This window comes from Paenibacillus lycopersici, assembly GCF_010119935.1.
Taxonomy (GTDB): Bacteria; Bacillota; Bacilli; order Paenibacillales; family Paenibacillaceae; genus Paenibacillus_Z; species Paenibacillus_Z lycopersici.
Genome location: NZ_CP048209.1, coordinates 3,272,336 through 3,291,169 on the forward strand (window position 1 = coordinate 3,272,336; position 18,834 = coordinate 3,291,169).

Genomic DNA, 18,834 nt, shown 5'->3' on the forward strand with positions numbered 1-18,834 from the left:
AGTCCGTGCCACGCCGGCGAAGCGGCAACAGGATCTGTTCGTGCGCCTGGGCGCAGTTTGCCGCGAGCCTGCCCGAAGCCGCGTATCGTTCATACCACTCTGGCTGACATCGAATGATGTCAGCTTTTTGTGCGCATGAAAGCAAACCGCCGCCCTTTAAGATCGTTAGCCATGAACCGCCGACGTCCGATCGATGCGGTGGTCGGCTGCGACGCATGGCTTGTCTTGGTTATTCCGCCGACCGTCATCGCCTCCGTTGTGCTCGTGTACGGCTGGATACGCTTGATCTACGGCTGACATGCCTGTACGAATTCCAGGAACGAAGGACAAGTCTCTACCGTTACGGATCTAACGAACCACGTTCCCCGACAACGAGGCGCAGTATGTTAGATTGTAGAGCCGGCGCTCAGTCCAGAAATTCCAGGCCTGTGTTTCTCAGCTCGACGTGGTACCGATACGTGATCTTCGCGGTTCGGAACATGTCGGACCAGTTATCGTATTGCGACGGCTTCAGCCGGCTCCGAAACCGGTTGCCGAAGCCGAAGATGTCCGCGCCCGCCCGCTGGGTTTTCGCGAACATCGATTTCGTATGGGCATTCAGGTTTTTTTCCAGGTCGGCAACGATTTGCGCGGCATTCTGTTTTCTCGTCCGGGCCGTGTCGATCAACGTCGTAACGAGCGAGGCATCGACGTTGATGACCGGTCTTCCGTCGACGAGCGAAGTCGTAACCCGGGATCGATTATGAACGATCCGGATATCGGACCTGTTCATCAGCTCGACTTCCGAATCGTGAAACCGCTGCGTGATGATCTCGTACATCAGTGATTCGTCGCGGTTCAATTCCCCTACGATCTTGTCGCCGACAAATATCGCGTTGCCATGAAGCGCGAACTTATCGTGCTCGTCCTGGGCCAGCACGGGAATGAGGTTGGCGTGAAACGGATTATACAGCTTCGCGTACACTTCCCACAGCAGCGTTTTATTCTTCCGGGGAATGCCGCCGGCGTAAGGCTCGAAGAACAGCTTGGTGTAGATGCCGGACAGTTCGCCGATCGGGTTGGGACTCATGAAAATCTCGTTCATGTCTCCCCGGAACACGGCCACGACGGCGTCCAGCGGAACGGAGCGTTCGCGAATCGCGAATTCCAGGGCGGCTTCGAGCCCCGACTTGCCCATCGATTCATGCAGCAGAACGGCGCGCGTCGAAGAAATGTCCAAAGCCTTGGGCAGCTTGTACTTGGCCTTGTTAAGCGCGTCCAGCACGGTAGAGCCTGACTGGCTGACCGTGAAGAAGTCTTTCCGCGCAAGATCCTGGGAAGTCTTGGGCAGGGGGAACCGGAGCCATACTTGAATCGCGGCAGCGGATTTCATCTCCAAGCCCATCGCGCCGACCAGCAGACGGTTGTCGATGTCTCTGGAATCCCAGCATCCGCTCATTAGCAGCGCCAGGCAGCAGACGGCTGCAGCAATCCGCCATTCGCGGCGCTTTCTCATAAGGCACGCTCCTTTTCGCGTCTCTTTCCCGCCAGGATCAAGACCGCCATGCCGAGCAAGGGAAAGACGAACAGGACGTAGAGCCGCAGCCCGACCGTCACGATCATCAGGTCTTCCACGACCCGCCATGACGAAATCGCCGTCGCGCCCCAATAGACGGCAACGAGGAGAACGCCATAGATCAGCGCGGCGTTCACGCGGGGCATCATGAGTTGGAAGCTCTCGCCAAGCGCATGCATCTTCAGCGCCAAGATCAGCAGGACATAAAGCATCGTCACCGATACGAACATCGCGGTCATATTCTCGAATACGATCCAATAATGGTAGATGGCATCCATCTTGGACACGAACGGGAAGGTAAGGTGACGGCTCAAATCCTTGCCGAACGTCAGAACCGGCAAATAGATGTAACACGCAATGAACGGGAGCGCGCAGCAGAGAGCGAGGGCATAGCTCTTCCAGGAACGCTTGGCCGACTTGGCCGTATAAGGGCCGATGAACGCTGTAAGGACGAACCCCATCCATAAGAAGGACCCGGCGTAAAAGCGCTTGTTCCCCAGGAAGTCCCCGCTTGTCCGGAGCCAAGGCGAGCCGAGCGTCCAGTTGATGTTGCTAAGCCCGATCAGCAGGAGCGCCGAGGAGCACAGGATCGTCACCAGGAAGAACACCCGCGCGCTTCGCACGATCGGCATCATGCCGGCCAAGGCGAGGGCGGCGGGTGCCAGCAGCATGCCGTTCAGGAAGGAAATGGGCGTGGTCGGCAGCATCGTCATCGTGATGACCTCCGAGAAAGCCCGTAACAAGACGATCATCGCTCCCCCCAGGAAGAGCAGGATGGGCAGGATGAGGAGGAACGACCAGACCTTGCCGATCGACGAGCACAAGCCGGCTATCAGCTTGCCGCCTTCCAGCCGGGCAAGCATCCTGCTGTACAGCCAGGAGCTGAGCAGGGCGGCGGCGGCCCAGACGGCAACCGGCACCCAATAGGCATCGCCGGTGCTGCGGATCAAGAGGCTGGGATAGATGAAGCCGGCCGAAGCGCCGAAGTAGACCATTTGGATGGCAACCATTTCGTAACCGCTAATGGCGGAAGGGCGTTTCATGGCGAGGACTCCTTCCCTTGAAAGGAGAGGGATGCGCTGCCTTTCCTGCTCCATAGCGAAGTGAGATACGGGGCCCCGAACGACTCCAGGCAGCTGAGATAGAAGACCAGACAGGCGAAACAGAACACGATGCCGAGCAGGCCGGCAGTAGTCGCGCCGATCACGATGAAATATTTCAGAATGCGCTGAACCAGGCCCATCTGATAATCGATGACGATAAAATTGGTAATGGCCGTAGCCGCCACGATGATGACGAGCAGGTTGCTCACGATATTGGCCTGGATGATCGCTTGTCCCAGCACGACGCCGCCGACCATCGTGACGGTCGAGCTGATCGTCTTCGGCAGCCGGAGGCCCGCCTCGGTAATGAAGTCGATCACGAACAGCATCAAGATCGTTTCCACGAAGACGGGGTAAGGAACGCCTTCGCGGCTTGCCGCCGCCGCGAGGCCGATCTCCAGCCGGTTCACGTCCACGTTGACGGACGTGAGCGCCACGTACAGGGCGGGAAGGAACATATTGATGAACATCGCCAGAAACCGCAGGACAAGCAGGAAATAGGTGACGTACGGATTGACGTATTGATCTTCCGGCGAATGCCAGAAATCCGTATATACGGCGGGCACGCTCATGGCGAACGGAGAGCCGTCGAGCATCATGACGACCTTGCCTGCCAGCAAATCGGCCGCGATCCGGTCGGGACGCTCGCTGGAGATCGCCATCGGGAACAGCTGCATCCGCTTCCGGGACATGAGCAGCCGCAGCAGCTGGCCGGTGTCCTGTATGCCGGCCGTCTCGATATGCTTCAGCTTGTCCTGAAGCCGGGTCAGCAGATCGGGATCGGCCGCGCCCTTCAAGTAGAACACGACGACCCGGGTCCAGCTGACCGAGCCGATCTCGGTTTCCCACAGGCTAAGCTTCGGCGACCGGATTTGCTGCCTGAGCAGGGCGATATTGACGTCGAGATTCTCGGTAAAGGCGTTCATCGGACCCTGCAGGACGCTTTCGGTCACGGGCGAACCGACGCTTCTCTGCTGGGTTTCCGCCAGGTTCAGGATGAGGCCGTCGGAAGAGCCGCGTTTGCAGAGTACGGCGAAGCCTCTGCAGATCGCTTGTTCGCAGCGTTCCCGTTCGCCCGTCTCCAGCTCGGTTCCAATGTAGCGGTTCAGCCGCGCGGACAGCTCTCCGTCGTGACCGGCGAGCAGAAAGTCCAGTTTCTGCGATGAGCATAGCGACGATAAGAAGCATAAGTACAGCTCGTCATGATCCACCGCCCCGATCAGCGCGGCCGTGTAATCGGCGGAATCCGCGAAGGTTGCGCCAAGCAGATCGAACAAGGGCGCGGCGTCCGACTCGTTCAGAAGATAGATGGAAGCCAGCATATCGGGCATGGTGATGCGCCTCCTCGGAAGCCATGAAATATAGCGGGTTTAGCAGTTTTATCCTTTCCAAACCTTGGCTGTTCCATGTACGCTCAAGGCAAGCTGCTCGTTCGACGTTAAGCTCGGCATGGAAGGGTCTTTCCCCTCCGCGTAATAATCGTGCAGGAACAAATGCAGGTTGGAGGACCCGCCAGTACATATGGCGAGCCGCTCGTAAACAACGCGATCTGGCCGGAGGTGATGACATAAGATATCCGGTCGATGCGCTCCGTGGTCAGGAAGAGCGGGAAAGGCGTATTGGCATCGTCTCCTATGACCCGCTCTGGGAACGAGCTGTCATACACGATATCGAGAACGGTGCCTTTCAGCCGATCTTTCATGGTTTGCACGATATCCGGATTGGTCAGACCTTCGATATACGCGATGGCAATGGTTGTTTTGGACAACGATCCGATCGTAAGCTCCTCGAAAACCAGCTGCGGGATCGCGCTCTGCCGTCGCATCAGGTGCAGATTGATCGACAAATTCTCGACGGTGCTGGCTTGGGAGCAAATGATCGTGAATCTCGCGGCTGTCCGACATGAAGGATAGAAGCTGAGCGTCAGGCCGTTATGCCCGGTCTCCAACTGAATCCGCGAAAAATCGCTCGACTTGCCGATCATCGAAAACAGCTGATCGAGCGAATGGATATCGAATTGTTCGGATGGCTTCGTTTCCTTCATTTGTCCTCCAGAAAGATACGCTAATAACAAATTATGGATAGGCGATTGTCGGGTATAGTTTGACCAGCCGGCCATATTTTATGCCTTATTGGCCGGCTGCCCATGGGCCGACGCATAGCAAAGCCTGACGAGCAGCAGCTCGTCAGGCTTATCGATCAGGCTATGGCCCGGAGAGAATAGGCGGTTTATTGCTCCCTGTTGATCAGTATGGTCAAGCTGACCAGCGTGACGAAGATCGTTGCTCCCATATCGGACAGGATGGCGAACCACAAGGTCAGTAAGCCGGGAATCGTGAGCAAGAGCGCGGCAAGCTTCAGGCCAAGCGCTACGATGATGTTGAAACGGATAATGCCGTTGACCCGTTTCGCGACGTTCACCGCTTCGGGGAGCTTGCCCAGATGATCCTGCATGAGCACGATGTCCGCCGTTTCGATCGCGCTGTCCGTTCCTTTGCCCATGGCGATTCCGAGCCCCGCCGACGCGAGAGCGGGCGCATCGTTGATCCCGTCGCCGATCATGGCGACTTTTCCGGACTTCGCAAGCTCCTTGATGATCTGGACTTTATCTTCGGGAAGCAGATTGCTGTAATAGGCGGTGACGCCCACGATGCCGGCTACCTTCTCGGCGGTTTTGGCATGATCGCCCGTTAACATGACGGTCTTGCGAATACCGGCTTTACACAGCTCGGCAATCACCGATCTGCTTTCCTCGCGGATCCGGTCGGCAATGCCGAACATGCCGAGGATGCGTTCCGAGTCCGCCGCCAGCACAAGCGTTAGCCCCGATTCCTTTAACGCTTGGATTTGCTGGCGGACATCGGCCGTAATCGCGAGATGCGCCATGCTCTTCTCATTGCCGAGCCAGTATCGGACGCCGTGGACGCTTGCCTCGATGCCTTGACCGGAGACGGCCCGTATCTCGTCCGGTTCGGGAATCGCGATGCCGCGCTCGGCGATCCATTGGACAATGGCTTGGGCCAGCGGGTGAGACGAAGACTTCTCCATCGCTCCCGCAACGGGATAGAACCGTTCTTGGTCATATACAACGACTTGTTCGACATGCGGCTGGCCTTTCGTCAATGTCCCCGTTTTATCGAATGCCAGCGTATCGATTTTGCCAAGCTGCTCGAGGAAGATGCCTCCCTTGATCAGGATACCGTTCCTCGCGTTGCGGGTGATCCCCGATACGATCGCGATCGGCGAAGAGAGAATCAACGCGCAGGGGCAGCCGACAATCAACACGGCAAGTCCTTGATAAATCCACTTGCTCCAGTCTCCTCCTGCCAGGACGGGAGGAATGAGGATGACCAGGGCCGCAATGATCATGATGACCGGCGTATAATAACGGGCGAACCGATTAATGAACAACTCGGTGGGCGTCTTGGTTTCCTGCGCCTCTTCAACGAGATGCAGGATTTTCGCCAGCGAGGAATCGTTGTACGCTTTCTCGATGCGAATGCGCAGCACGCCTTCGTTATTGATGCTTCCGCCGAAGACGGACTCGCCGGCCGATTTCTCGACGGGGAGCGATTCGCCCGTAAGCGCGGCTTCGTTAACGGAGCTCTTGCCGTCTTCGATCTTGCCGTCGGAAGGAATCTTCTCGCCCGGCTTCACCCTAACCAGGTCGCCGGCCGCGAGCGAAGAGATAGGCACGACTGTCTCTTGTCCGTTATCGATTCTGACGGCTTCCTTAGGCGCGGCCTGCAGGAGCGCTTCCATCGAACGGCGGGCCTTCTCCATGCCCAAGCCTTCGAGCAGCTCGTTCAAACCGAACAGGATCGCGACCAAAGTCGCTTCCTTCCATTCGCCTATGGCTACTGCGCCTACAAGCGCAATCGTCATTAACGTATCGATATTGAATCTGAGCGCGGCCAGGTTCTTCAGTCCCCGGAGGAACGTCGAATAGCCGCTTAACAGGATCGCCGCGGCAAACAGGCCGATTTGAACCGCTTCCGGCAGGAGGCCGCCCGACAAGAAGGCCGCCGCATAGATGACGGCCGAGCTAACGAGCAGCTTCATCATCGTTTGGGTGCTGCCCTGCTCATGTGCATGGTCATGGTCGTGTCCGTGTCCATGTCCATGGCTGTGCCCCTGGTCATGTTCATGATGGTGGCTGTGCCCATGTTCATGATGGTGGTCATGGTCATGCTTGTGATCGTGAAGCTGTCCGTTGCGGTCATCCGCATGATTATCATGGACTTGTGCTTCATGGACTTGTGCTTCATGGGAATGCGCTCCATGAACATCGGCAGCAGCAAGGGCGGCGGCGTCAGCATGGGCTGAACGGGATGAATCGATATAGGCATGATCGGATCTCAGAATCTTGTCGACAGCGATCATATCGACGCGCGGATCAAGTATTAATTTGCCTGAACGAAAGCTGAGGGAAGCCGTGCCGCCATGCGGCAGCTTTTTGATTCGGTTCTCGAGTTCCAACGCGCAATTGCCGCAAGAGAGTCCTTTCACGCGAAATTCGTTCACATAGCTTTCCTTCTTTCCTCAATATATGAGCACTTGTTCATATGATATGTCTTTATCCGATCGCTGTCAAACCCGTCTTTACAAGTTATTGGCATGGCGGAGCGACGAAAGCGCATCGCACTGACGAATATGATCCTATCAATGAGCATCTATTCATAGGTTATGGTTCATGTAATCCACGATATGCGGGAGACTGCCGAATGGTTTCATCGCGCGATTGCCCTGATCGCCATCTGCCGTTTGTGTTATAATAAAGCTTACTAATTCATGCAAGCCGGGAGGCCAAACGTGGTCGAGAAATGGATACAAGACGCATGCGACGATACGTGCGACGGAACGGTAGCGGATCTGTCTCAAGTGAGAGCCAATATGGTGGATGATTCCGCGGCCAGCGAGATGGCGGATATGTTTAAGACGCTGGGGGATCCGACCCGCGTCAAAATCATTCACGCGCTCACCTTGAGCGAGCTGTGCGTGCATGATTTGACCCAAGTGCTCGGAATGGGCCAATCGGCGATTTCCCATCAGCTTCGCTTCCTCCGTAACCTGCGGATTGTCAAGCGCCGCAAAGTGGGGAAAACCGTGTTTTACTCGCTTGACGACAGCCATGTCGAGCAGATGTTCATTCAAACGCTGCAGCATTTAAAGCATGACTAGGCGAAGAACGGTCTCTTCTTAATGGAAGGGACCGTTTTTGGCTTGAACGGACAACCGGGCATTCTGTCTGATCTTGTCGTATCGCGAGGATATAAGGGGGCAAATGAAGGCGTTAACAAAATCGCCTTTTTCATTTCTTCCCGACAACGATTTTTTTCTGGTACATGACCGGCAATTCCGCTATAACTAAAGGTAAAGGCTTCATTATCGAAACGAGAAGGGTGCGCGGCAAATGAAATTACGCACGAAGCTAATTGTCGGTTTTGCTTCCATTTTGATGCTGCTCGTACTGTTTGCGATTATCGTGCTCAACATGTTTTTCAGCATGAATCAGGCGATGCACGGGATCGTGAACGATAATTACGCCCGGGTGAAGCTCGCGAACAATGTCCGTGCGAATATTAACGGCATTTATTCGGAGATGAGCGCGCTGCTCCTGAATACCGAAGAAACCCCGCATGCCGGCGCCAGCCGCGACAAAATCGATCAAGCGGAAGTCGAATTAAATACGAATCTGAACGAGCTTTCCCAAATGTTCGAGGATAAACCGGACGCGCGCAAGCTTGTCCAGACCGTGCAGATTCTGCATACCTCCTTTATCAACAGCGCGAATACGGTCTTGCAGTTCCTTCAAGACGATAACAAGAGCTCTGCTAGGCAGTGGTATAACCAGCACACGGAGCCGCTCCGCTCCACGCTGTTCAGCAACCTCAATCAATTCAACAGCCTGCAGGAGCAGGAAATGGACCAGGCCTTGAAGAAGTCGTCCGACCGCTATATGCTTACGATCCGCGCCGTTTCCCTGCTTGTCGTCGCCACGTTTCTCGGAGGCGCGTTCGTCGCGGTGTGGGTATTCAGAAGCGTCGTCCGGAGCTTGAGCCGCATCATTGCCGTCATGAATCAAGCATCGTTCGCTGAGCACAACGATCGGCTGCCCCGCATCGAGCTGAAGACCGAGGACGAAATCGCCAGCATCGGACATGCCTACAACGTTATGGCGGGTTCCCTCGAACGGCATGCGCAGGAACAAGGAGAGACCAACCGTCAGCTGCAGGAGCAGAACTGGAACAAGTCGAAGGTCGCTGAAATTACGGCCCTCTATCAAGGCATCCAGACGCTGACCGGCCTGGCCGACGTCTTCATCACCTTCGTTACGCCCGCCATCGGGGCCAGCTACGGGGTATTCTACCTGCGCCAGGATACGGAAGAGGGCGCTCCCCGGCTCGCGAAGGCCGGCGTCTACGCTTCCGCCCCGGAAGCCGTCGGAGCGGAAGGCTTCTCGTTCGGCGAAGGGCTTGTCGGCCAATGCGCGGTCGAGAACAGAATGCTGCTGCTGACCGAGCCGCCGACTAATTACATCCGTATCGGATCCGGTCTCGGATACGCCACCCCTCATCAGATCGCGATTGTCCCCGTGTCCTTCGAAGGCAGCGTCGTCGCCGTCATCGAGTTCGCTTCCTTCCATGCGTTCAACCCCGACCAATTGCAGCTCCTGGACGATTTGACGGAAGTGCTGGGCATTACGATCCACAGCGTGTCCGGGCATATGCAGGTCCAGCAGCTGCTCAGCGAATCCCAATTGTTCTCCGAGGAGCTGCAGACGCAGTCCGAGGAGCTGCAGCTGCAGCAGGAAGAGCTTAAGGCGCTGAACGATCAGTTACGAGAGCAAATCGAAGCATCGGAGCGGAAGAGCGCGGAGCTGGAGAAGATCAAAGTCGAGCTGGAAGACAAGAACGAGCATGTCATGCTGGCCTCCAGCTATAAGACCGAGTTTCTGACGAACATGTCGCATGAGCTGCGGACGCCGCTTAACAGTCTGCTCATCTTGTCGCAGATGCTGGCCGACAACAAGGAAGGCAATTTAACGCCGAAGCAGGTCGAATATTCGCAAACGATCTACTCGTCCGGCCGGGATTTGCTCGGCTTAATCAACGAAGTGCTGGACTTGTCGAAGATCGAAGCGGGCAAGCTCGAAGTGACGTTCGATTGGGTGCGGCTGAACGGCTTCGCCGAGTTCGTCACCCGCCAATTCGAACCCGTCGCCGCCGACAAAGGGCTGTGCTTCGAGGTCAAGCTGGGCGAGGCCATCGCTGATCTGATGATCTATACGGACGAACAGCGTCTGCAGCAGGTGCTGCAGAACCTGCTGTCCAACGCGTTCAAATTCACGGAGCAGGGGACCGTCGCCATCGAGATGCAGCTGTTGCCGGTCGAGCATATGCGTGAGATCCCCTTCAATTTCAAGGGCGACATCGTGCTCTCGATCGCCGTTTCCGATACGGGAATCGGCATTCCGGCGGATAAGCAGGGCGTCATCTTCGAAGCGTTCCGTCAAGCGGACGGGACGACGAGCCGCAAATTCGGCGGGACCGGCCTGGGCTTATCCATCTGCCAGAAAATCGCCCAGCTCCTCGACGGCTATATCCGCGTCGACAGCGAGGAAGGCGCGGGCAGCAAGTTTACGCTCTATCTGCCGGTGAACAGAGTGCGCGGCGAGCTGCTCCCGCCCTACCAGGAAGCGGCGGCTGCGCTCGACATGGAGGCCGCGGACAGCGCCGCGGATGCGCAAGCGTTGGTAGACAGCACGCTCGAAGGCAAGAAGGTGCTGCTCGTCGACGACGATTTACGCAATATATACGCGCTCATGACCGCATTGGAGACGCAGCGGATCGACGTCATTTTCGCCGAGAACGGACAGGAAGGCATCCACCTGCTCCAAGAGAACAGCGACGTGGATCTCGTGCTGATGGACATCATGATGCCGAAGATGGACGGTTACGAGGCGATTCGCGAAATTCGCAAAAACGCGCGGTACACCAATTTGCCGATTATCGCGCTGACGGCGAAGGCCATGAAGTACGACAGGGAGAAATGCATCGAAGCCGGCGCGAACGACTACATCAGCAAGCCGATCCAATTGAATCAGCTGTTGTCGCTCATTCGCGTATGGCTGTATAGGTAGGGCTGGCATATGGCGGACATGAAATCGTCGCTCGCGACCGGGGAAGACTTGGAGAGGCTGGAAATTACGCTCATGTTGGAAGGAATCTACCGCTATTACGGCTATGACTTCCGCAATTATTCGTATCCATCGATCCGCAGAAGAATCCTGAATCGCATGCAGGGCGAGCGTTCATCCTCGATTCTGGGCCTGCTGGATAAAGTGCTGCATGACCGGAAGGCGATGGACCGGTTATTCGCCGACTTCTCGATCAACGTCACGGAAATGTTCCGGGATCCCGGCTTTTTCCTCGCGTTCCGCCGCAAAATCGTACCGCTGCTGCGCGCCGCGCCGAAGATTCGCATCTGGCACGCCGGATGCTCGACAGGCGAGGAGGTTTACTCGATGGCGATATTGCTGCATGAAGAAGGCCTCTATCGCAAATCGATGCTGTATGCGACGGACATGAATGACAAAGTGCTGGAGCGGGCGGCGCAGCGGATCTTCCCGCTCGACAAGATGCAGCTGTATACGCGGAATTATTTATGCGCGGGAGGCGTCGAGGCCTTCTCCCAATATTATTCGGTCAACGCGGAAGGCGTCGCCTTCAAACCGTTCCTGGCCGAAAATATGATCTTCTCCCAGCATAATTTGGCGGTCGATCATTCCTTCAACGAATTTCACGTGATCATCTGCCGTAACGTGCTGATCTATTTCAATGACGCGCTGCAGCGGCGGGTGATGAAGCTCTTCAGCGAAAGCCTCGTTCCATCCGGCTGCCTGGGACTCGGGAGCAAGGAAGGGCTGCTGCGCTCGCACGCGGTCAACTTCGAGGAGCTGGACGCGAAGGAGAAAATATACCGCAAAACCGGCGAACCGGCCTATCATTGAGCGCCGCGAATCTTGGAAGAATGAGGGGGGAACCATGACGATGAATACGCCAGTCGATATTGTATTGGTGGACGACCATGCCGAAAATCTGCTCGCGCTGGAAGCGGTGCTGTCTTCGCCCGATTACCGGCTCATCAGCCTGAAATCGGGCGAGGACGTGCTTCGCTATCTGATGCGGGAGGATATGCAGAACGTCGCCGTCATCCTGCTCGACGTGCAAATGCCGGGCATGAACGGCTTCGAAACGGCCAAGCTGATCAAGAAGCGGGAGCGGACGAAGGACATTCCGATTATCTTCATCACGGCCATTAACAAATCGGTCGACCACGTGCTTCAAGGCTACGAGGCGGGCTCGATCGACTATTTGTTCAAGCCGTTTCACCCCGACCTGCTCAAGCTGAAGGTGGAAGCGTTCGTCCAGATGCATCGTTTTCACCGGGACCAATACGATTATTTGGAAAGCCTGGTGCGCGAACGCACGCAGGAGCTGATCATCGCGAGCGAAGAACGGGTTGCGTGGGAGAAAGAAATGGCGAAGCTGGACCGCTTGAATCTGGTCGGCGAGATGGCGGCGGGCATCGCGCACGAAATCCGCAATCCGATGACCACGATTCGCGGCTTTCTGCAGATGGCGAAGAAGAACAAGACCATGGCCGACGAGTACATCGACATTATGCTGGAGGAGCTGAACCGGGCGAACGGCATTATTACCGAGTTTCTGTCGCTCGCCAAGAACAAGGCCACGAATTTTCAAACGATGAGCCTCAACGACATCATCGCTTCGATGGAACCGCTTATCCAGGCGGAAGCGATGCTCTCCGGCATGCATCTCCACGTGAACTACGGCTCGATCGCGGAGTTGGCCGTCGACGACAAAGAGATCCGGCAGCTCCTGCTGAACATGGCGATCAACGGTCTGGAAGCGATGCAGCCTGGCGGCGCGTTCACGATCAGCACCTATATGGAAGGCGCCGCGGTCGTGTTGAAACTGGAGGACCAGGGGAGCGGCATTAAAGCCGAGTATCTGGAGAAGCTGGGCACGCCGTTCTTCACGACCAAGGAGAAGGGCACGGGTCTGGGCTTGGCCGTCTGTTACAGCATCGCCGCGCGGCATCAAGCCGATATCGAGCTTCAGAGCAGCGACCAAGGCACCGTGTTCGCGATCAAGTTCAAGGGAGCTTGAACGGTTGTTCGCGCGTATTCGCGAGAATTGGAGAAGTCGAAGCGGTTGATTCCGTGCTATTCGCAAAATTGTATATTTACTTGTCATTCTGAGATATACGGTGATGCTGTATTGAAAATCGGTTTTCGAAGAGTTGCATATAGAACCTTAGCAGTCGAGCATGTTTTTAACCATACAAGAAATGGTACATAGTAAATTACGATACATGCGAACAAGAGAAGATTGTAAGGCGTTATACAGCGTTGTTGAAAACGCAGCGGCACTCTTTCAGTCGATTTCTTCGAAGTATAAAGACAGGAAATTGCTGCATGGGGACCAGCATCACGAGAATATTCTTTTATCGGAAACCGGTCATTATCGAATTACGTACTATTACTTAAAATAATGTCAAATAACCACAAAATTTCCACCTCGGGAGCCTGTCGAACAAGCTCGCAGATTGCAGAGAAACCCACGTTTTCATAAACGTCGGGTTTCTTTCGTATGTTCGGCGCTGCCAAGCGGTAAGTCCATCCATGCGAGGAAGCGGACAGACGATCCGTTAATCGCTGCTTAATCACGTTTCACCATGTGTTCGCGGACAGGCGATCCGTTACATCACCCGACTGGCCTGTTTTCGATGTCATTCGGAGACAGGAACGGATCCTGTGTCCGTGCGCTGTCCCGAAAGCCCAGCCGGCTATTCCAAAAGCAGGCGTGTTCGTATATTGCTGACAAACTATAATGTTCACTTATATTATGTCATTAACATTATACGTATTTTTAATATAAGAAATACTTATTATCATATTTGTGCACAAATGTAAATCGCTTTTAGTCCGATCATCCAAGCGTATTCCGGAGGGATTTGGCGTTAGAGACCGTTGACTGACACCTACAACAAGTTAGCTTTCAATACGCCGAATTATCTAACAATTCAGGAAATGACCCCGGATGCCAATTGATGGTAGCCTTGTAAGTGTTACAAAAACGCTTATGAAGGGAAGTGAGAATGCGTGAGACAAAAGTGGATGATTCTTATGGTTCTTCCGCTGTTGTTGCTGGGTGCATGCGGTTCGAAATCGAACGACGAGACGACGGCGGCCGTGGCGGGAAATTCAGAATCGGGCAGCGGAGGGAAAGAGTCCGCAAGCCTCTTGGAAAAGCTGAAGGCGCAGGGATACGCGACCGTCGGCTTCGCGAACGAGAATCCGTACGCGTACAAAACGGCGGACGGCAAGCTTACGGGGGAAGCGGTCGAAATCGCCAGAGCGGTACTGAAGCGGCTGGGCATCAATGAAATCCGCGGTGAATTGACGGAGTTCTCTTCGCTGATTGCCGGGCTGCAGGCGAACCGGTTCGATCTCATCACGGCGGGAATGTTCGTTAATCCCGAGCGATGCCAGGCGGTCGCCTTCGCGAATCCGGAATACAGCATAGGGGAAGGATTAGCCGTAAAGGCCGGAAATCCGCAGAAACTGACGAGCTACAAGGCGATCGCGGACAACGCCAAGGCGAAAGTCGCCGTCATGGCCGGCGCTATCGAAATCGGCTACTTGAAAGCATCCGGCGTCGCCGAGAAGCAGATGGTCATCGTGCCGGATCAAGACGCGGCCCTCGGCGCGCTGCAGTCCGGAAGAGCCGATGCCATCACGATGACGGGACCGGCGCTCCAATCCAGGCTGACTGCAGCCGGAGACGACAAGCTGGAGCGCGTCATGGACTTCGAGCAGCCGCTCGTTGACGGGAAGAGCGTCCGCGGATACGGCGCTACGGCTTTCAAGACATCGGATACGTCGTTCCGCGACGCGTACAATGCAGAACTGGACAAGATGAATGATTCCGGAGAACTTCTGACGATTTTGAAAAAATTCGGTTTCACGGAGCAGGAGCTGCCGGGGGACGTCAAGACAACCGAGCTCTGCGCCGGGTAATTAGGCGATGCAGGGGATGAGCTGGCTGCCGTTGATCGCAAGCGGCATGACCATTACGGTGAAGGTTGCGCTGCTATCGGCCGCGCTTGCGTTGTTCCTGTCCGGCGTAGCCGGCCTCGGCAGTATATCGCGATTCGCTGCCGTGCGCGTTCTGTTCCGCACGTATATCCAAGTATTTCGGGCGGTATCATTGCTTATATTGCTGTTTTGGCTCTATTTCGCGCTTCCCTTCGCCGGAATCGAACTGTCCAAATTGATGTCGGCGGTGCTTGCGATCGGATTGAATATCGGCGCGTACGGGGCCGAAGTCGTAAGAAGCGCCGTCGAAGCCGTTCCGAAGGGACAGCTTGAAGCATCGACGGCTTTGAATTTGTCGTCTTGGCAGCGTCTGAGGCTAGTCGTGCTGCCCCAGGCGTTGGCGCGCATGCTTCCGCCTATGGGCAATCTGATGATCGAGCTTTTGAAATCGACGTCGCTCATTTATTTCATCACGCTGACGGACTTAACGTACCAGGCGATGGTGCTTCGGAATAACTACTATTCGTGGACACCGGCCATCTTTGCCTTGCTGCTCGCGATCTATTTCATCTTATCGGCATGCATCACCGTTACGGTACGGCTGCTTGAACGCAAATTTACGGAATGGAGGTGAACGCGACATGTGGGACTGGTCGTACGTGCTTTCCCTATTGCCCGGGCTCCTTCGCGCCTTCCTGGTTACGATCGCCGCCACGCTGGCCGGTTTTACGGCGGCGGCGATCATCGGCCTGTGCTTCGCGCTTATCGGCCGTTCGCGCTTCGCGCCGCTGCGGTTAGCGATTCGCTTCATCATCGAATTCATCCGGAGCACGCCGCTGCTGGTTCAATTGTTCGTGCTGTATTACAGCCTGCCGATGCTGACGCCGATCTCGCTGTCCGCATTTGCGACGGGCGTAATCGGGCTTGGTCTTCACTATGGCGCTTACTTGTCCGAAGTGTACCGTTCCGGAATCGAAGCATTGCCCCGAGGACAATGGGAAGCGGCTCAGGCGCTTAACCTCTCGCGAATGCGGACATGGACGTCGGTCGTTCTTCCTCAGGTCGTGCCGCCGATTATTCCGGTCATGGGCAATTATTTGATCGTCATTTTGAAAGAAACGCCGACGCTGTCGGCGATAACGCTTGTCGAGGTGCTGCTGGCCGCCAAAAATACCGCATCGGTTACATACCGGGTATTCGAGCCGTATACGATCGCCGGCGCCCTGTTCATGGCAATGAGCTTGGCGCTAGCCTTCATCGTCGCAAGAATCGAAAAGAGTATGAAAAGGCGCTATGCCGGCTAAGGGGGAGAACATGATCGGACACAACATGCCCGTGATGGAGGCAGCAAGCCGGGAGACGGATCAATCCGCGGCCGAGCCGCTTGTTCGCTTCGAACGCGTGACGAAGCGCTACGGCGATTTGGAAGTCATCAAAGGGATCGACCTTACGCTGCAGCCGGGCGAGAAGCTCGCGCTCATCGGGCCGAGCGGCTCGGGCAAAACGACGCTCGGCCGAATGTTGATGACGCTGGAGGAGCCGACGAGCGGCCGGATTTGGCTGGAAGGCGAATCGCTGTGGGATATGACGGATAAAAAAGGCCGCAACGTGCGGGCGAATGTCAAACACCTACAGCGGATGCGAGGCAGCATCGGGATGGTTTTCCAGCATTTCAATCTGTTTCCCCATTTGACGGCGCTTGATAACGTCATGCTCGCGCCTCGCGCTGTGATGGGCATGAAGAAAGATGCCTCGCGCGAACGCGCGGTATCGATGCTTCGCAAAGTCGGTCTGGCCAATAAGCTGGATGCTTATCCGGCAAGATTGTCCGGCGGACAGAAACAGCGCGTCGCGATCGCAAGGGCGCTCGTCATGCAGCCGAAAATCATGGTATTCGACGAAGTGACGTCCGCGCTTGATCCCGAACTCGTCGGCGAAGTGCTTGAGGTCATCAAGGAAATCGCGGCTGACGGTGAGATGGCCATGATGCTGATCACGCACGAGATGGATTTCGCGCGCGACGTCGCGGATCGGGTCGCCTTCGGAGACGGAGGGCGCATCGTTGAGGAAGGACCGCCTGCGGCGATATTCGAGAATCCGCGGAGCGAACGGCTTCAGATGTTCCTTAAGCGTTTTGGAACTTTCGCAAGATAACCGAATGAAAGGACGTGGGAGGCGATTGAACCGAATGAATCCGTCGATGGTAACGTTCCGCAGGCCGCATGTTACGGATGGCACGGCCATCTGGCGGCTCGCGGCAGAGACGAAAAAGCTGGATACGAATTCCGTTTATGCCTATCTGATGATGTGCGACATGTTCGCCGAGACGTGCGCGATCGCGAGTCATGACGAGCGTGTGATCGGCTTCGCCACGGCGTTTCGCAAGCCCGGCCAGCCTGACACGCTGTTCGTCTGGCAGGTCGGCGTGCGCCCGGACCTTCAAGGAGCCGGTATCGGCACGCGGTTGATCCGGCATCTTCTGGAACGGAAGGAGCTGTCCGGCATCCGATATCTCGAAGGGACGGTCGGCCCGGGCAATGATTCGTCGCGCAGGTTGTTCCTTCGATTTGCCGAAGGCCGCGGCACGCAATGCCGCATTGCCGAGCATTATCGAGAAGCCTTGTTTCCCGTAGAGACGGAACATGAGACGGAGCTGTTATTTCGCGTCGGGCCATTGGCAGCCGCACGCCCGGCACCACGCAATCCATCCGACAAGGAGGTCGTCAATTGAATCCGATCGAGAACAGACAGGCCGATATGGATGTATTCAACAGACTTGAATCCGAGGTGCGCAGTTATTGCCGAAGTTTTCAAACCGTCTTTACCATAGCAAACAACGCCAGGATCTGGGATAAATCAGGCAAAGAGTATATCGATTTCTTCGCCGGCGCGGGGGCGTTGAACTACGGGCATAACAATCGGCGCATTCGCGCCAAGCTGATTGAATACTTGCAGGCGGATGGCGTGACGCACAGCCTGGACATGGCCACGGAAGCGAAAGAGACGTTTCTGACTCGCTTCAAGTCGTTCATTCTTGAGCCGCGCAAGCTCGACTACAAGGTCATGTTTCCCGGCCCGACCGGCACCAACTCGGTAGAGAGCGCTTTGAAAATCGCCCGTAAAGCAACGGGCCGGACGAACGTGATCTGCTTCACGAACGCCTTTCACGGCATGTCGCTCGGGTCGCTCGCGGCAACCGGCAATGCGTTCAAGCGCAAGGGGGCCGGCGTGATGCTCGGCGGAACGACGTTCATGCCGTACGATCGCTATTTCGGCCCGCAGATCGATACGGCGGCGATGATGGAAAAAATGCTCGACGATCCGGGCAGCGGCATCGACCTGCCGGCGGCCGTTCTGCTCGAGACGCTCCAAGGCGAAGGAGGGCTGAACGAAGCGAGTACCGAATGGCTTCGCCGCGTGGAGTGCATCTGCCGCGATCGAGGCATTCTCCTCATCGTCGACGACGTGCAGATGGGATGCGGACGAACCGGAACCTTCTTCAGCTTCGAGGAGGCCGGCATTAATCCGGATGTCGTGTGTCTGTCCAAGTCGATTGGCGGTTACGGACTGCCAATGGCGCTGACGCTCATCAAGCCGGCGTTCGACGTCTGGCAGCCAGGTGAGCATAACGGTACGTTCAGAGGCAACAATCTAGGTTTCGTGGCTGCGAACGAAGCGCTCGATTATTGGCGGACGCCGGAGCTGGAGCTGGCGATCGCTTCGAATGCACGGCTCATGTTCGGATTTTTGCACCGCATGGCGTCCGCGTATCCGCAAGCGATCGAAGAGGTACGCGGGAAAGGGATGATTCAGGGTCTTGTCTTTCGGGAGCCGGCCAATGCCGCGCGGCTCAGCAAGGCTGCTTTCAAGCAAGGCGTTATTCTTGAGACCTCGGGGCCCAAAGACGAAGTTGCCAAGTTCATGCCGCCGCTTACGATCGAAGAGAACGTGCTCAAACTGGGATTGGCGAAAATCGAGTCGGCGCTTCGGGAGCTGTTCGATCCGGTCAAACTTGCCGGCACGGCGGAAGCAAGGTTGTAACGAATTCG

At 56.2% G+C, this 18,834-nt stretch carries 17 protein-coding genes; 12 read left to right on the forward strand and 5 right to left on the reverse strand.

What is annotated here, in order from left to right; all coding sequences use genetic code 11:
• Nucleotides 1–171 precede the first annotated feature (171 nt).
• Complete coding sequence (locus GXP70_RS30060; protein WP_263864115.1) at nucleotides 172–297, forward strand: hypothetical protein; 126 nt, start codon at nucleotides 172–174, stop codon at nucleotides 295–297.
• A 109-nt stretch (nucleotides 298–406) separates the two neighbouring features.
• Here the strand turns inward: GXP70_RS30060 and GXP70_RS14550 are convergent, their stop codons facing one another.
• The 5 genes from GXP70_RS14550 to GXP70_RS14570 all read right to left on the reverse strand — a co-directional run bounded on the left by GXP70_RS14550 (nucleotide 407) and on the right by GXP70_RS14570 (nucleotide 6,723).
• The gene (locus GXP70_RS14550; RefSeq protein ID WP_162357486.1) at nucleotides 407–1,495 is read right to left on the reverse strand and encodes a Ger(x)C family spore germination protein; all 1,089 of its coding nucleotides are present in this window, start codon (nucleotides 1,493–1,495) and stop codon (nucleotides 407–409) included.
• Nucleotides 1,492–2,598, reverse strand: a complete 1,107-nt coding sequence (locus tag GXP70_RS14555; RefSeq protein WP_162357487.1) for a GerAB/ArcD/ProY family transporter — start codon at nucleotides 2,596–2,598, stop codon at nucleotides 1,492–1,494. The genes GXP70_RS14550 and GXP70_RS14555 overlap by 4 nt, the downstream gene beginning before the upstream one ends.
• Nucleotides 2,595–3,989, reverse strand: a complete 1,395-nt coding sequence (locus GXP70_RS14560) for a spore germination protein (RefSeq protein ID WP_162357488.1) — start codon at nucleotides 3,987–3,989, stop codon at nucleotides 2,595–2,597. The genes GXP70_RS14555 and GXP70_RS14560 overlap by 4 nt, the downstream gene beginning before the upstream one ends.
• A 107-nt stretch (nucleotides 3,990–4,096) precedes the next feature.
• The gene (locus GXP70_RS14565; protein WP_162357489.1) at nucleotides 4,097–4,702 is read right to left on the reverse strand and encodes a spore germination protein; all 606 of its coding nucleotides are present in this window, start codon (nucleotides 4,700–4,702) and stop codon (nucleotides 4,097–4,099) included.
• Between the two features lie 185 nt (nucleotides 4,703–4,887).
• Nucleotides 4,888–6,723, reverse strand: a complete 1,836-nt coding sequence (locus tag GXP70_RS14570) for a heavy metal translocating P-type ATPase (protein ID WP_225442804.1) — start codon at nucleotides 6,721–6,723, stop codon at nucleotides 4,888–4,890.
• Between the two features lie 21 nt (nucleotides 6,724–6,744).
• On the opposite strand from GXP70_RS14570, the gene GXP70_RS29845 reads away from it, so the two are divergent.
• The 11 genes from GXP70_RS29845 (at nucleotide 6,745) to ectB (ending at nucleotide 18,826) form a co-directional block, all read left to right on the forward strand.
• Nucleotides 6,745–6,984: a hypothetical protein gene (locus GXP70_RS29845; protein ID WP_225442805.1), complete on the forward strand. Its 240-nt coding sequence runs from the start codon at nucleotides 6,745–6,747 to the stop codon at nucleotides 6,982–6,984.
• Between the two features lie 465 nt (nucleotides 6,985–7,449).
• Nucleotides 7,450–7,839 carry an ArsR/SmtB family transcription factor gene (locus GXP70_RS14575; RefSeq protein WP_162357491.1) on the forward strand — a complete coding sequence of 130 codons (390 nt, stop codon included), beginning with the start codon at nucleotides 7,450–7,452 and terminating at the stop codon, nucleotides 7,837–7,839.
• A 232-nt stretch (nucleotides 7,840–8,071) separates the two neighbouring features.
• The gene (locus GXP70_RS14580; protein WP_162357492.1) at nucleotides 8,072–10,801 is read left to right on the forward strand and encodes a response regulator; all 2,730 of its coding nucleotides are present in this window, start codon (nucleotides 8,072–8,074) and stop codon (nucleotides 10,799–10,801) included.
• Nucleotides 10,802–10,810: 9 nt separating this feature from the next.
• A complete protein-coding gene (locus tag GXP70_RS14585) occupies nucleotides 10,811–11,671 on the forward strand; it encodes a CheR family methyltransferase (RefSeq protein WP_162357493.1) in 861 nt (286 codons plus the stop codon).
• A gap of 40 nt (nucleotides 11,672–11,711) precedes the next feature.
• Nucleotides 11,712–12,854, forward strand: coding sequence for a response regulator (locus GXP70_RS14590; RefSeq protein WP_318652430.1), 1,143 nt, complete (start codon nucleotides 11,712–11,714; stop codon nucleotides 12,852–12,854).
• A 1,136-nt stretch (nucleotides 12,855–13,990) separates the two neighbouring features.
• Nucleotides 13,991–14,767, forward strand: a complete 777-nt coding sequence (gene ehuB, locus GXP70_RS14600) for an ectoine/hydroxyectoine ABC transporter substrate-binding protein EhuB (protein WP_404822344.1) — start codon at nucleotides 13,991–13,993, stop codon at nucleotides 14,765–14,767.
• 16 nt (nucleotides 14,768–14,783) lie between these two features.
• Entirely contained in the window at nucleotides 14,784–15,419 is a 636-nt protein-coding gene (ehuC, locus tag GXP70_RS14605) for an ectoine/hydroxyectoine ABC transporter permease subunit EhuC (RefSeq protein WP_225442806.1), read from the forward strand.
• Between the two features lie 7 nt (nucleotides 15,420–15,426).
• Complete coding sequence (gene ehuD, locus GXP70_RS14610) at nucleotides 15,427–16,089, forward strand: ectoine/hydroxyectoine ABC transporter permease subunit EhuD (protein WP_162357497.1); 663 nt, start codon at nucleotides 15,427–15,429, stop codon at nucleotides 16,087–16,089.
• 25 nt (nucleotides 16,090–16,114) lie between these two features.
• Nucleotides 16,115–16,939: an ectoine/hydroxyectoine ABC transporter ATP-binding protein EhuA gene (gene ehuA, locus GXP70_RS14615; RefSeq protein ID WP_404822359.1), complete on the forward strand. Its 825-nt coding sequence runs from the start codon at nucleotides 16,115–16,117 to the stop codon at nucleotides 16,937–16,939.
• Between the two features lie 34 nt (nucleotides 16,940–16,973).
• Nucleotides 16,974–17,516, forward strand: coding sequence for a diaminobutyrate acetyltransferase (ectA, locus tag GXP70_RS14620; protein WP_162357499.1), 543 nt, complete (start codon nucleotides 16,974–16,976; stop codon nucleotides 17,514–17,516).
• Between the two features lie 26 nt (nucleotides 17,517–17,542).
• Nucleotides 17,543–18,826, forward strand: coding sequence for a diaminobutyrate--2-oxoglutarate transaminase (ectB, locus tag GXP70_RS14625; protein WP_192043492.1), 1,284 nt, complete (start codon nucleotides 17,543–17,545; stop codon nucleotides 18,824–18,826).
• Nucleotides 18,827–18,834: the final 8 nt, after the last annotated feature.